Genomic DNA, 12766 nt, shown 5'->3' on the forward strand with positions numbered 1-12766 from the left:
TGCCCGTGGCCTTGCCCATGGCTTCCGGCGAGGCCTCGCGGTCGAGGATGTCGTCAGCGATCTGGAAGGCCTGGCCCAGCGCGTGGCCGTAGCGCAGCAGCGCCTTGCGCTCATCCGTGTTGGCGCCTCCCACGATGGCGCCCGCCTCCACTGAGAATGCCAGGATCGCGCCCGTCTTCATGGCCTGGAGCTGAAGCGTATCGTCCACTCCGAGGGTGACCGGGCCGAAACGGCCTTCGGCGCCGAGGTCGAGGAGCTGGCCGCCGACCATGCCGCCGAGGCCCGAGGCTTTGGCGAGGCCGAGCACGAGGTCGGCGCGGATCGCCGGGTCGGGCTGCCAGGTGGCATCCGCCAGGATCTCGAAGGCCAGCGTCTGGAGCGCGTCGCCGACCAGGATGGCGGTGGCCTCGTCATAGGCCTTGTGCACGGTCGGCTTGCCGCGACGCATGTCGTCGTCGTCCATGGCCGGCATGTCGTCGTGCACCAGGGAGTAGCAGTGGACGAGTTCGATACCGGAGCCGGCCGCGAGCGCGCCCGTCTCGGAGCCGCCCAGCATCCGCGCGGTCTCGATGGCGAGGAACGGGCGCAGGCGCTTGCCGCCGCCGAGGACCGCGTGGCGCATCGCCTCCATCAGGCGTACCGGACGGGTGATCTCGCCGGCCTGCGCCTCGGGCGTCAAGCGCTCCGCGAGATAGGCTTCGACCGTATCGGCCACCGTGGCAAGCCTGTGGGAAAACGCGTCCATCGGGGCATCCGCCTTGACCGAAGCGTGGGATCCTTGCGTTGAGGTCATGTTCGGTCGGGCCTTCGGTCAGGGATGCCGTATCGCGGGCGAGGGAGGTTCGAATTCAGGACAGGGAGGAGAGCGCGGAGCGGCCTTTGCACCCGGTCTCGGCGCGCGAAGGGTCGATGCGCGGGGCGTCCGGGGGGCGGCGCGGCGGGGGATTGCGGCGGATCGTCAATCTCATCCTGCTCCTCCCGGTCATCGCGGTCGGTCTCCTGGTTTCGCTGGCGCTCGTCTATAGCGCGCTGACCCCGCCCTCAACCCTGATGCTCGGACGATGGTTGACGCTCCGGCCCGTGGACCGGCAGGCCGTGAGCCTCGATGCGATCTCGCCCTACCTCGTCCAGGCGGTGGTGGCTTCCGAGGACCAGCGCTACTGCCTGCACGGCGGCGTCGACTGGAACGCCCTGCGGGACGTGGTCGACGACGAGGAGGGGCCGAGCCGGGGCGCCTCGACGATTCCCATGCAGACGGTGAAGAACGTCTTTCTCTGGCCGGGCCGCTCGGTGATCCGCAAAGCCCTCGAGATCCCTCTGGCCCTGGTGGCCGATACGCTCTGGGGCAAACCCCGCACCATGGAGATCTACCTCAACATCGCCGAGTGGGGTGAGGGTGTGTTCGGTGCGGAGGCCGCCGCCCAGCGCTGGTTCGGCAAGCCGGCCCGAACCCTCACGCGCGGCGAGGCGGCGCTTCTCGCAGCGGTCCTTCCGAACCCGATCCTGCGCAATCCCGCCCTGCCGTCGAGGGGCGTGCGCGCTCAGGCCGCCCGCATCCAGACGCGAATGAACGGCGTCACCGGCCTCATGGGCTGCCTGAAACGGTAGCCCGGGGCGGTGGGATCGGCTACCTGCCGGCCATTCCCTCCGGCGGCCTTGCGACGGCCGAGACGGGCGCCCTCGCGGCGACGCGCGTGAAAGACGAACGATGAACGAGCCGACCGTTGAACTCACCCTGGAGCGCATCGCGCTGATCCGCCGGATGGTGGTGGCCTGGAACCCGGAAGGCGTGGGCGCGCCCATCGTCCATCCCGATGCGCCCTACGGCAGCACCGACCGGGACGGCGACATCTTCAACGTCACCGGCGACGATGACGGGGCGGACGAGGAGCACCGGGCGCTGGGAGACGCGCTCGCGATCTTCATCGGCAATGCCGTGCTCAAGCCCGGGCGCTACGCCTATCACAACACGCTCGCCAAGCTCGCCTCCGACGATGTCGGCGACGTGTTTCGCGACGACGCGACGGGCGAGACGCCCGAGCATGTCACCTTCGACGTCACGGCGGATCATATCGCACTCGTGCACGCCCTCGCGATTCGCTGGGACGCAACCCGTGACGTGCCTGCGGTCGATGCCGACGCACCCTACGGTGCGGGCGCCGCCCTGCCGCCCCAGCATCACGAGATGCAGCCGGCCCTGCAGATCTTTCTGCGCTACGCCGACCTCGGCCCTGGCGATTTCCAGCGGACGCCTGCGGGCTGGCAGCCGGCCTGATCGGCGTATTTGTCGGCCCACAAACGGCCCTCGCGGCGAACGTCCAGGCTCCGAAAGCGTTGGCGAGGGGGAAACAAGCCGAGGACGTGACGGATGCTGCACCGCTGGCCGAGCCGGATCTGGATCGTCCGACACGGCGAGAGTGCCGGGAACGTCGCTCGCGACGCTGCCCACGAAGCCGGGCTCGCGCGCATCGACATCGCGGAGCGCGACGTCGACGTCCCCTTGAGCGATCGCGGCCGGCAGCAGGCCGTTGCCCTCGGCCGGTGGTTCGCACAGATGCCCGAGTCGGAGCGTCCGAACGTGGTCCTGACCTCGCCCTTCGTGCGGGCGCAGCAGACCGTTGCGTGCATCAGGCAGGAAGGCGGGGTGGCACGCGAGGCGCCGGCCAATTTCGTCGATGAGCGGCTTCGCGAGAAGGAACTCGGCCTCCTCGATCGCCTGACCCGCACCGGCATCGAGGAACTGCTCCCCGAGCAAGCGGACCTGCGTGCCCGCCTGGGCAAGTTCTACTACCGCCCGACCTGTGGCGAGAGCTGGTGCGACGTCATCCTGCGCCTGCGCGGCGCCATGGACACGGTGTCGCTGCATCACGCCGAAAAGCGCGTGCTTATCGTCGCCCATCAGGTCGTCGTGCTCTGCCTGCGTTACCTTCTGGAGAACATGACCGAGGCTGACATCCTCGGGATCGATGCCGAGGGCGACGTCCTGAACTGCTCTGTCACCGAATATGCCTACCGAGCCGAGGACGGGACCACCGGCCGGCTCGACCTGGAACGCTACAATTTCGTCGCTCCGATGGAACAGGGCGGCGCCCCCGTGACGGCCGAACCTTCGCTGACGGAGGACGTGCGATGACGCAGATCCAGCTGACCCGTGAGCGGCTGAGGGGCCTGCCCCTTCCGACGCCGGAATCCGGCAGCAAGGATGATCGCGGCAGCGTGCTCGTCCTCGGTGGCTGTGCGCAGGTGCCCGGGGCCGTCTTCCTCGCCGGCGTGGCGTCCCTGCGGGCGGGTGCCGGCAAGCTGAAGATCGCTTCCGTGCGCAGCGTCGCTGTCGCAATGGCGCTGGCGGTGCCGGAGGCCATGGTGATCGGCCTGCCCGAGACGGATGCGGGGGAGATCGAGCCGCAGGCCGCCACCCAGTGCACCGAGGCGGCCGGGCGCTGCGACGCCGTCCTGATCGGGCCCGGCATGAACACCAGTGCGGCTACGACGACGCTGGTCCGATCTCTCCTTTCGGCGCAGCCGGACCTCGCCTATGTCCTCGATGCCGGGGCAATCTGCGGCCTCGACGACCAAGCCGAGGTCGTGCGTGCTCTGAAGGTCCGTCCGATCATCACGCCCCATGCGGGCGAGATGGCGCAACTGCTCGGATGGGAGCGGGAGGCCATCGAGGCCGAGCCGCTGAAGGCCGCACTCAGCGCCGCCGACTTGCTACAGGCCGTGGTGATCATGAAGGGCGCCGAGAGCTGGATCGTCGCCCCGGACGGGGAACGCTGGCTCTATGCCGGTGGCGGCGTCGGTCTCGCCACATCGGGCTCGGGTGACGCGCTCGCCGGGGTCATCGCCGGCATCCTGGCGCGGGGCGCCGATCCCCTGCGGGCGGCTCTTTGGGGCGTCTATCTGCACGGCGAGGCGGGCGCGCGCCTCGCGAAATCGGTCGGACCGTTGGGTTTCCTGGCGCGCGAGATCTCCGGCGAGGTTCCGGCCCTGATCCATGCGGTGTCGCGGGAGGACGCCGACGGCAGATGACGAGAACCGCCTCTCCTGAGTGTCGGAGAGGCGGTCGTTCTTCAAGCGCCGAGCTTCTTCTTGCGCTGGGCGAGCGTGCGCAGGCGAAGGGCGTTGAGCTTGATGAAGCCCGCCGCGTCGCGATGGTCGTAGGCGACGGCCCCTTCCTCGAACGTCACGAGGTCCTGGTCGTAGAGCGAGTTCGGGCTGGTGCGGCCGATGACGTGGACGCCGCCCTTGTAGAGTTTCAACCGGACCTCGCCGGTGACCATCTCCTGGCTCTTGTCGATCAGCGCTTGCAACATCTCGCGCTCCGGCGAGAACCAGAAGCCGTTGTAGATCAGCTCCGCGTATTGCGGCATCAGCTGATCCTTGAGGTGCGCCGCCCCACGATCCAGCGTGATCGACTCGATGGCGCGATGGGCCGGCAGCAGGATAGTGCCGCCCGGCGTCTCGTACATGCCGCGGCTCTTCATGCCGACGAATCGGTTCTCGACGAGGTCGAGGCGGCCGATGCCGTTGTCGTGGCCGAGCTGGTTGAGCTTGGCCAACAGGTTGGCCGGCGACAACGCCTCGCCGTCGATGGAGACCGCGTCGCCCCTCTCGAAGCCGATGGTGATGATGGTCGGTGTCTCGGGCGCCTCCTCCGGCGAGATCGTGCGCGAGTAGACGTAATCCGGCACCTCGTCGGCGGGGTCCTCCAGCACCTTGCCCTCCGACGAGGCGTGCAGGAGGTTTGCGTCCACCGAGAACGGGCTCTCGCCGCGCTTGTCCTTCGAGATCGGGATCTGGTGCTGCTCGGCGAACGCGATGAGTTGTTCGCGGCTCTTCAGGTCCCACTCGCGCCAGGGAGCGATCACCGTGACGTCGGGCTTGAGGGCGTAGTAGCCGAGCTCGAACCGGACCTGGTCGTTGCCCTTGCCGGTGGCGCCGTGACAGACGGCGTCGGCGCCGAGGCGCTCGGCGATCTCGATCTGCTTCTTGGCGATGAGCGGCCGGGCGATGGAGGTGCCGAGGAGATAGACGCCCTCGTAGACGGCGTTGGCCCGGAACATCGGGAACACGTAGTCGCGCACGAATTCCTCGCGCAGGTCCTCGATGAAGATGTTCTCGGGCTTGATGCCGAGAAGCTCGGCCTTCGCACGCGCCGGCTCCAATTCCTCGCCCTGGCCGAGATCGGCCGTGAAGGTGATCACCTCGCAGCCATAGGTGGTCTGCAGCCACTTCAGGATGATCGAGGTGTCGAGGCCGCCCGAATAAGCGAGCACGACCTTGTTGACGGGTTTCGGGTTCGCGTCGGTCATGGGGCTCGCTTGCGGTTCGGGCGTTGGGATTGCGGCGGCTTATCAGCGGAGCGCGGGGCCGTGCAACCGCCGTGCCGCCGGGCGCGTTCGCTCAGCGTGGCCGTGTCACGACACCGCCTTGTCGCGAGCGCTTCGACGAGGGACACTCACACCCACCTCAGACCCGGAGATTCGACGCATGGCGCGCAGGCCGACCCTCGAATTCTGGTACGAGTTCGCTTCGACCTATTCCTACCTCGCGGCGATGCGGATCGAGGCGCTAGCGGAGGCGGCCGGCGTCGAGGTGCGCTGGCGGCCTTTCCTCGTCGGGCCGATCTTCGCCGCGCAGGGTTGGAATTCGTCGCCCTTCAACCTCTACCCGGCCAAGGGGCGCCACATGTGGCGCGACGTGGAGCGGGAGGCCGCCCGCCTGGGCCTGCCTCCGATCAAGCGACCCGATCCCTTCCCGCAGAACAGTCTCAGCGCCACCCGCGCCGCGACCTACGGCATGGATCACGACTGGCTCGTGCCCTTCTCCAAGGCCGTCTACGAGAGTGCCTTCGCACGGGGTCAATCGATCGCCGAACCGCCAGCCGTCGTGGCGCTCCTCAACAGCCTCGGCCTCGACGGAACGATCATCCTCAAGCAGGCGGCGGCGGAGACGAACAAGGGACGGCTGCGCGTCAACGGCGAGGAGGCGCGCTCACGCGGGATCTTCGGCGCACCGACGTTCCTAACTGGGGACGGCGAGTTGTTCTGGGGTAACGATCGGCTGGAGCAGGCCCTGGCCTGGACCGTCGGCGACCGCCCGGGCGCGATGCGCTGACGGGACCGGAGTGAACCAGCGCGCTGGCGGTGCGGCGGCGGCGGGTCTAGAAGCCACGCCGTTTTCCCACACATCCAGGGTCTCACCATGGGTTACCTCTCGACACGCTTCGATCGTCGGCGTTTCCTGCTCGCGTCCGCGAGCCTCGCCGCCGAGGCCGGCGTCGCCGGGACCGCCGGGGCACAGGGCTACGGTCAGGCGTTCAAGGTGGATAGCGACGAGGGTCGGCCTGTCGCCAACATGCGCCTGCCCGGCGAGATCGTCGGTGAAATCCCATCTCTGCGCGGCGTGACCTATGTCGGCGCGGCCGATGCGGCGACCACGCTCTACGAGTTCTTCGACTACAACTGTCCCTATTGCCGGAAGGCGGCGGCGGACATGGCTTCGCTCACCGAGAGCGATCCCGCCCTGCGAATTGGACTTGTCAACAACCCGATCCTGGCTGTGCAGTCGGCGCAGGCCGCCAAGGTCGCGCTCGCGATCCAGCGCAAGCTCGGCTCGGCCGCCGCATGGAGCCTTTACAGGACGCTCCTCGCCAAGCCTGGCAAGATCGATGGCCCAACCACCCTCCAGGCCGCCGCCAAGCTCGGAGTACCATCGGCTGAGATCGAGAGCATCGCCGACAGCGAGGAGGTGCGCCTCGCCCTGAAGGCGCAGATGCGCATGGCCGCCGATCTCGGCCTGTCGGCGACACCCTCCTACGTTCTTGGCAACACAGGGCTGCTCGGTCACCCGGGGCCCAAGGCCCTGGCTCGCATGGTCGCCGCGACCCGCCGTTGCGATCAGATCGCCTGCTGAAACCCACCGCTGGTTCGCGGTGGGCCTCCGATGGCCGCCTCACCTTCGCCACCGTTTCATCCCATCGGAACAGGGCTGGGTATCCCGCGTTGCACAACGCGTCCGCGCAGGGTCCATCGTCTTGCGCCCCCCCGACACGCATGCTAGGCCCTCGCCGCGCCGGAAGGGCGGGCTTTTGATGGCCCGCGCAGACCGGCACGTTCCCAATCCTGACGGTTTCAGAGCCCGCACCGAACACGGTGCGACACGGCCGGAGCCCTCAGGCAGGATTGAAGAGAGAGCGGCGCGTGGCGCAGAACGGTTCCGAGGCGAGTTCTCCGGTTGCAGGCGTGGCGGCGCGTTATGCGTCGGCGTTGTTCGAACTGGCGCGCGACGAGCGCGCGATCGACGGCGTCTCGGCGAGCCTCGATCAGTTCGACGCGATGCTCAAGGAGAGCGCCGATCTGCGTCGCCTGGTGCGGAGCCCGGTCTTCTCCGGTGCCGAGCAGGAAGCCGCCATCGTCGCTCTGTTGGACAAGTCCGGCATCGGCGGTCTCGGCGCGAACTTCATCCGTCTTGCCGCCGCCAACCGCCGCCTGTTCGCGCTGCCCGACATGATCCGCGCGTTTCGTAGCCTCGTGCGGGATTCGAAAGGCATCGTGCGCGCCGAGGTCACCGTGGCCGAGCGGCCCTCCGACGCCGTCATCGAGGAGATCAAGGCATCTCTGCGCGACGTCGCCCGCGCGGAGATCGACCTCGACCTTCGCATCGACCCCAGCCTGATCGGCGGCCTCGTGGTCAAGATCGGCAGCCGCATGGTGGACGCCTCCCTGCGCACCAAGCTCAACGGAATTCGCCTCGCGATGCGGGAAGCCCGGTAAGGGCCTTCGAGGCCCGACCGCTTCCCGTCCCAGACCCCATTCAATCAATCAACGACAAGAGGCCCGACGATGGATATCCGCGCCGCCGAGATCTCCGCGATCCTGAAGGATCAGATCAAGAATTTCGGCCAGGAAGCCGAGGTCACCGAGGTCGGTCAGGTTCTGTCCGTCGGTGACGGCATCGCCCGCGCCTACGGCCTCGACAGCGTCCAGGCCGGCGAGATGGTCGAGTTCGAGTCCGGCGTGCGCGGCATGGCCCTCAATCTCGAGCAGGACAACGTCGGCATCGTGATCTTCGGGTCCGATCGCGACATCAAGGAAGGCCAGACCGTCAAGCGCACCGGCGCCATCGTGGACGTGCCAGTCGGCAAGGCGCTGCTCGGCCGCGTCGTGGACGCGCTCGGCAACCCCATCGACGGCAAGGGTCCGATCGCCACCACCGAGCGCCGCCGCGTCGACGTGAAGGCACCGGGCATCATCCCGCGCAAGTCCGTACACGAGCCGATGTCCACCGGCCTCAAGGCCATCGACGCCCTGATCCCTGTCGGCCGCGGCCAGCGCGAGCTCATCATCGGCGATCGCCAGACCGGCAAGACCGCCATCGCGCTCGACACCATCCTCAACCAGAAGCCGGCCCATGCCGGCACCGACGAGAACGCCAAGCTCTACTGCGTCTACGTCGCCATTGGCCAGAAGCGTTCCACCGTCGCCCAGTTCGTGAAGTCGCTCGAAGACAACGGCGCACTGGAATACTCCATCGTCATCGCAGCGACCGCATCCGATGCCGCCCCGATGCAGTTCATCGCGCCCTTCGCCGGCTGCGCCATGGGCGAGTATTTCCGCGACAACGGCATGCACGCCGTGATCGTGTATGACGATCTTTCAAAGCAGGCCGTGGCCTACCGCCAGATGTCTCTGCTGCTGCGCCGCCCGCCCGGCCGCGAGGCCTATCCCGGCGACGTGTTCTACCTGCACTCGCGCCTCCTCGAGCGCGCCGCAAAGATGGGCGACGCCGCCGGCAACGGTTCGCTGACCGCTCTTCCGGTGATCGAGACCCAGGCCAACGACGTCTCGGCCTACATCCCGACCAACGTGATCTCGATCACCGACGGCCAGATCTTTCTCGAGACCGACCTGTTCTACCAGGGCATCCGCCCGGCGGTGAACGTCGGCCTCTCGGTCTCCCGCGTGGGCTCCTCCGCCCAGACGAAGGCGATGAAGAAGGTCGCCGGCAAGATCAAGGGCGAGCTCGCCCAGTACCGTGAGATGGCCGCCTTCGCGCAGTTCGGCTCGGATCTCGACGCCTCGACCCAGAAGCTCCTGAACCGTGGCTCGCGTCTCACCGAGCTCCTGAAGCAGCCGCAGTTCTCGCCGCTGAAGATGGAAGAGCAGGTCGCGGTGATCTATGCCGGCGTCAACGGCTACCTCGACGGCCTGCCGGTCTCGAAGGTCCGGCCCTTCGAGGACGCCCTGCTCTCGACCCTGCGCACGAAGCACGCCGACCTCCTCGCCAAGATCCGCGACTCGAAGGACCTGTCCGACGACAGTGCCAAGACGCTGAAGGGCGTCGTCGAGGCCGTGGCCAAGTCGCTGGCCTAAGGGACCCTCGGCTGGTCCCTGCGGACCGGCCGGACGTCAGTGTGAACGAGGCGCCCGGAAGGCCGGGCTCTCGTCTTGAGCCGCAGCGGATGGATCTGGAAGACACCCATGGCGAGTTTGAAGGATCTGCGTAACCGCATCGCTTCGGTGAAGGGCACGCAGAAGATCACCAAGGCCATGCAGATGGTCGCCGCCGCCAAGTTGCGGCGCGCCCAGATGGCCGCCGAGAGCGCGCGTCCCTACGCCGAGAAGATGTCCCAGGTGCTCGGCAACCTTGCCGCGAACCTCGTCGGCGGCGTGCAGGGGCCGAAGCTTCTTTCCGGCACCGGCTCAGAGAAGACCCACCTTCTCGTCGTCTGCACGGCCGATCGCGGCCTCTGCGGCGGCTTCAACTCGTCCATCGTGCGTCTGGCCCGCGAGCACATCCGCCGGCTGACGGCCGAGGGCAAAACGGTGAAGATCGTCACCGTCGGCAAGAAGGGCTACGACCTCCTGCGTCGCCAGTACCGCGACCAGATCATCGAGAACCGGGACCTGCGCGGCAACAAGCCGGTGGATTACGAGTTCGCCGCCGAGATCGCCAACAGCATCATCGCCCGCTTCGATGCCGGCGAGTTCGATGTCGCGACCTTGTTCTACTCGCGCTTCCGCTCCGTGATCGCGCAGGTGCCGACCGCGCAGAAGCTGATCCCGGCCGAACTCCCCGAGACCGGCGCGACGGCGCCGGACGCCGCGCTTCAGTTCGAGCCGAGCGAGGAGGCGATCCTCGACACGCTGCTGCCGCGCAACCTCACGGTTCAGGTGTTCCGGGCTCTCCTCGAGAACGCCGCCTCCGAGCAGGGCGCCCGCACGGGTGCCATGGACTCCGCCACGCGCAACGCCGGCGAGATGATCAAGAAGCAGACGCAGATCTACAACCGCACGCGTCAGGCCATGATCACCAAGGAACTCATCGAAATCATCTCGGGAGCCGAGGCCCTCTAGGCCGCTTCGGCACCCTGACCGCAACATCGTCGAAGGACCCGTATCACATGGCGAACACCGCTACCCCCGGCGCCGGCTCCAGCAAGGTCGGCCGCATCACCCAGGTCATCGGCCCCGTGGTCGACGTCCATTTCGACGGCCACCTGCCCGAGATCCTGAACGCCCTCGAGACCAAGAACAACGGCAACCGCCTTGTCCTCGAAGTGGCCATGCAGCTTGGTGAGAGCACCGTGCGCTGCGTTGCCATGGACACGTCGGAAGGCCTCGTCCGCGGCCAGGAAGTCACCGACACCGGCGAGGCCATCAAGGTCCCGGTCGGCTTCAACACCCTCGGCCGCATCATGAACGTCATCGGCGAGCCCATCGACGAGGCCGGCCCGATCGTCTCCGAGACGCTTCGCGCCATCCACCAGCCCGCTCCGTCCTACGCCGAGCAGTCGACCGAGTCGCAGATCCTCGTCACCGGCATCAAGGTGGTCGACCTGCTCGCCCCTTACGCCAAGGGCGGCAAGATCGGCCTGTTCGGCGGCGCCGGCGTCGGCAAGACCGTGCTGATCATGGAGCTCATCAACAACATCGCCAAGGTTCACTCCGGCTACTCGGTCTTCGCCGGTGTCGGTGAGCGCACCCGCGAGGGCAACGATCTCTACCACGAGATGATCGAGTCCAAGGTCAACATGGACCCGAAGGAGAACAACGGTTCGGCCGAGGGCTCCAAGTGCGCGCTGGTCTACGGCCAGATGAACGAGTCGCCCGGCGCCCGCTCGCGCGTCGCGCTGACCGGCCTTACCATCGCCGAGGACTTCCGGGACCAGGGCCAGGACGTGCTGTTCTTCGTGGACAACATCTTCCGCTTCACCCAGGCCGGCTCTGAAGTGTCGGCGCTCCTCGGCCGCATCCCCTCGGCCGTGGGCTACCAGCCGACGCTCGCCACCGACATGGGCGCCCTTCAGGAGCGCATCACCACCACCACCAAGGGCTCGATCACCTCGGTGCAGGCCATCTACGTGCCGGCCGACGATCTGACCGATCCGGCGCCCGCCGCCTCGTTCGCCCACCTGGACGCCACCACGGTGCTCTCGCGTTCCATCGCCGAGAAGGGCATCTACCCGGCCGTAGATCCGCTGGATTCCACCTCGCGCATGCTCAACCCCGCCGTGCTCGGCGAGGAGCACTACGACGTGGCCCGTCGCGTCCAGCAGACCCTGCAGCGCTACAAGGCGCTTCAGGACATCATCGCGATCCTGGGCATGGATGAGCTCTCGGAAGAGGACAAGCTCACCGTCGCTCGCGCCCGCAAGATCGAGCGCTTCTTCTCGCAGCCATTCTCTGTGGCCGAGATCTTCACCGGCTCCCCCGGCATCCAGGTTCCGCTGGCCGACACGATCAAGGGCTTCAAGGGCCTCGTGAACGGCGACTATGACGATCTGCCGGAGGCGGCGTTCTACATGGTCGGCACGATCGAGGACGCCAAGGAAAAGGCGAAGAAGATCGCTGCGGCAGCCTGAGCTCGGTGAACGCCAAGATCGTTCTGCTGATCGTCGGTCTCGTGGTCGGGGGCCTCGCCGGGTATCTTACCCGGCCCGAGGCCGCCGAGATCAAGATCGGCTCGTTCAGCCTCGAAGTTCAGAGCGACGCGCCGGCTGGTACGCGCGGTGGCTCACTGACCTCGGGTCAGATGCAGCATATCGGCATCTTCGCCGTCATCGGTGCGGTGCTGGGCCTCGGGGCGGGCTTCGTCGCCGATCGCCGCCGGGCCTGAACGAAAGACACGCGGCGCGCCGGTCTTCTCTGACTGCGCGCCGTGACCTCATCACGACAACCCGAGCCGGGATCCTCGACCTCATGGCCACCTTCCAGTTCGATTTCGTCGGCCCCGAGCGGACGCTCTACTCCGGTCAGATCGAGGCCGTGCAGCTCCCTGGCATCGAGGGTGAGATGACCGTGCTGCCGGGCCATGCGCCCGTGCTGACGGCGCTCAAGGTCGGCGTCATCGTTATCAACGAGGCCGGTCACACGGGTAAGCGCGTGCTGGTTCGCGGCGGCTTTGCCGACATCGGTCCCACCTCCGTCACGGTCATCGCCGAGCGCGCGAACCCGTTCGAGGAGATCTCGCCGGAATCCATCGATCGCGACATCGCCGCCGTCGAGCTGCAGCGCGATGCCACCGAAGACTTCGCCAAGAAGGACGAGCTCACCGGCCCGATCGTGCAGCTGCGCGACGCCAAGGTCGCGCTGAATTTCTAGCTTCTACGCGGTCGCGCGCCGGAGCAGAGCCTCACGCGTGGCCTCGCCCTCCGGGCAGCCCTGTTCGAGCCAGAGGCGTCGCGCCAGGGCGAGGCGCCGCCCGATCTCGGGGCCCGGTCGAACGCCCAGCGCGATGAGATCGGCGCCCGCGATCGGGAAGT

General features: G+C 67.6%; 14 protein-coding genes. 12 read left to right on the forward strand and 2 right to left on the reverse strand.

All coding sequences use genetic code 11. The features are described 5' to 3' along the window. The coding region (locus JWQ05_RS03500; RefSeq protein WP_299654536.1) for a polyprenyl synthetase family protein at positions 1 to 793 on the reverse strand (793 nt) is incomplete at its 3' end. Positions 794 to 909: 116 nt separating this feature from the next. Here JWQ05_RS03500 and mtgA point away from each other — a divergent pair. From mtgA to JWQ05_RS03520, 4 genes are all read left to right on the forward strand, one after another. Then, positions 910 to 1608, forward strand: coding sequence for a monofunctional biosynthetic peptidoglycan transglycosylase (gene mtgA / locus JWQ05_RS03505; RefSeq protein WP_299654539.1), 699 nt, complete (start codon positions 910 to 912; stop codon positions 1606 to 1608). 100 nt (positions 1609 to 1708) lie between these two features. Further along, the gene (locus JWQ05_RS03510; protein ID WP_299654542.1) at positions 1709 to 2275 is read left to right on the forward strand and encodes a hypothetical protein; all 567 of its coding nucleotides are present in this window, start codon (positions 1709 to 1711) and stop codon (positions 2273 to 2275) included. 93 nt (positions 2276 to 2368) lie between these two features. Continuing rightward, the gene (locus JWQ05_RS03515) at positions 2369 to 3133 is read left to right on the forward strand and encodes a histidine phosphatase family protein (RefSeq protein WP_299654545.1); all 765 of its coding nucleotides are present in this window, start codon (positions 2369 to 2371) and stop codon (positions 3131 to 3133) included. Further along, a complete protein-coding gene (locus JWQ05_RS03520; RefSeq protein ID WP_299654548.1) occupies positions 3130 to 4029 on the forward strand; it encodes an NAD(P)H-hydrate dehydratase in 900 nt (299 codons plus the stop codon). Before JWQ05_RS03515 ends, JWQ05_RS03520 begins: the two co-directional genes overlap by 4 nt. 41 nt (positions 4030 to 4070) lie before the next feature. Here the strand turns inward: JWQ05_RS03520 and JWQ05_RS03525 are convergent, their stop codons facing one another. Continuing rightward, positions 4071 to 5312, reverse strand: coding sequence for an argininosuccinate synthase (locus tag JWQ05_RS03525; protein WP_299654551.1), 1242 nt, complete (start codon positions 5310 to 5312; stop codon positions 4071 to 4073). 178 nt (positions 5313 to 5490) lie between these two features. Between JWQ05_RS03525 and JWQ05_RS03530 the strand changes: the two genes are divergently transcribed. From JWQ05_RS03530 to atpC, 8 genes are all read left to right on the forward strand, one after another. Continuing rightward, positions 5491 to 6117 carry a 2-hydroxychromene-2-carboxylate isomerase gene (locus JWQ05_RS03530; protein WP_299654554.1) on the forward strand — a complete coding sequence of 209 codons (627 nt, stop codon included), beginning with the start codon at positions 5491 to 5493 and terminating at the stop codon, positions 6115 to 6117. Positions 6118 to 6204: 87 nt separating this feature from the next. Further along, the gene (locus tag JWQ05_RS03535) at positions 6205 to 6915 is read left to right on the forward strand and encodes a DsbA family protein (protein ID WP_299654557.1); all 711 of its coding nucleotides are present in this window, start codon (positions 6205 to 6207) and stop codon (positions 6913 to 6915) included. 287 nt (positions 6916 to 7202) lie between these two features. Next, positions 7203 to 7775 carry a F0F1 ATP synthase subunit delta gene (locus JWQ05_RS03540; RefSeq protein ID WP_299654560.1) on the forward strand — a complete coding sequence of 191 codons (573 nt, stop codon included), beginning with the start codon at positions 7203 to 7205 and terminating at the stop codon, positions 7773 to 7775. A gap of 69 nt (positions 7776 to 7844) precedes the next feature. Beyond that, entirely contained in the window at positions 7845 to 9374 is a 1530-nt protein-coding gene (atpA, locus tag JWQ05_RS03545; RefSeq protein ID WP_299654563.1) for a F0F1 ATP synthase subunit alpha, read from the forward strand. Between the two features lie 108 nt (positions 9375 to 9482). Next, positions 9483 to 10358 (forward strand): F0F1 ATP synthase subunit gamma, encoded by an 876-nt coding sequence (locus JWQ05_RS03550; RefSeq protein ID WP_299654566.1) that lies wholly within the window; start codon positions 9483 to 9485, stop codon positions 10356 to 10358. Positions 10359 to 10405: 47 nt separating this feature from the next. Next, positions 10406 to 11866, forward strand: a complete 1461-nt coding sequence (atpD, locus tag JWQ05_RS03555; protein ID WP_299654569.1) for a F0F1 ATP synthase subunit beta — start codon at positions 10406 to 10408, stop codon at positions 11864 to 11866. A 5-nt stretch (positions 11867 to 11871) separates the two neighbouring features. Continuing rightward, a complete protein-coding gene (locus JWQ05_RS03560) occupies positions 11872 to 12120 on the forward strand; it encodes a hypothetical protein (RefSeq protein WP_299654572.1) in 249 nt (82 codons plus the stop codon). Positions 12121 to 12203: 83 nt separating this feature from the next. Next, entirely contained in the window at positions 12204 to 12605 is a 402-nt protein-coding gene (gene atpC / locus JWQ05_RS03565) for an ATP synthase F1 subunit epsilon (RefSeq protein ID WP_299654575.1), read from the forward strand. Positions 12606 to 12766: the final 161 nt, after the last annotated feature.

The organism is Methylobacterium sp. (assembly GCF_028290105.1).
GTDB lineage: Bacteria > Pseudomonadota > Alphaproteobacteria > Rhizobiales > Beijerinckiaceae > Methylobacterium.

Excerpts from the sequence above, each read along its gene's own strand:
- mtgA (WP_299654539.1), top strand. The coding sequence starts at position 910 with ATGCGCGGGGCGTCCGGGGGGCGGCGCGGCGGGGGATTGCGGCGGATC.
- JWQ05_RS03510 (WP_299654542.1), top strand. The coding sequence starts at position 1,709 with ATGAACGAGCCGACCGTTGAACTCACCCTGGAGCGCATCGCGCTGATC.
- JWQ05_RS03515 (WP_299654545.1), top strand. The coding sequence starts at position 2,369 with ATGCTGCACCGCTGGCCGAGCCGGATCTGGATCGTCCGACACGGCGAG.
- JWQ05_RS03520 (WP_299654548.1), top strand. The coding sequence starts at position 3,130 with ATGACGCAGATCCAGCTGACCCGTGAGCGGCTGAGGGGCCTGCCCCTT.
- JWQ05_RS03525 (WP_299654551.1), bottom strand. The coding sequence starts at position 5,312 with ATGACCGACGCGAACCCGAAACCCGTCAACAAGGTCGTGCTCGCTTAT.
- JWQ05_RS03530 (WP_299654554.1), top strand. The coding sequence starts at position 5,491 with ATGGCGCGCAGGCCGACCCTCGAATTCTGGTACGAGTTCGCTTCGACC.
- JWQ05_RS03535 (WP_299654557.1), top strand. The coding sequence starts at position 6,205 with ATGGGTTACCTCTCGACACGCTTCGATCGTCGGCGTTTCCTGCTCGCG.
- atpA (WP_299654563.1), top strand. The coding sequence starts at position 7,845 with ATGGATATCCGCGCCGCCGAGATCTCCGCGATCCTGAAGGATCAGATC.
- JWQ05_RS03550 (WP_299654566.1), top strand. The coding sequence starts at position 9,483 with ATGGCGAGTTTGAAGGATCTGCGTAACCGCATCGCTTCGGTGAAGGGC.
- atpD (WP_299654569.1), top strand. The coding sequence starts at position 10,406 with ATGGCGAACACCGCTACCCCCGGCGCCGGCTCCAGCAAGGTCGGCCGC.
- atpC (WP_299654575.1), top strand. The coding sequence starts at position 12,204 with ATGGCCACCTTCCAGTTCGATTTCGTCGGCCCCGAGCGGACGCTCTAC.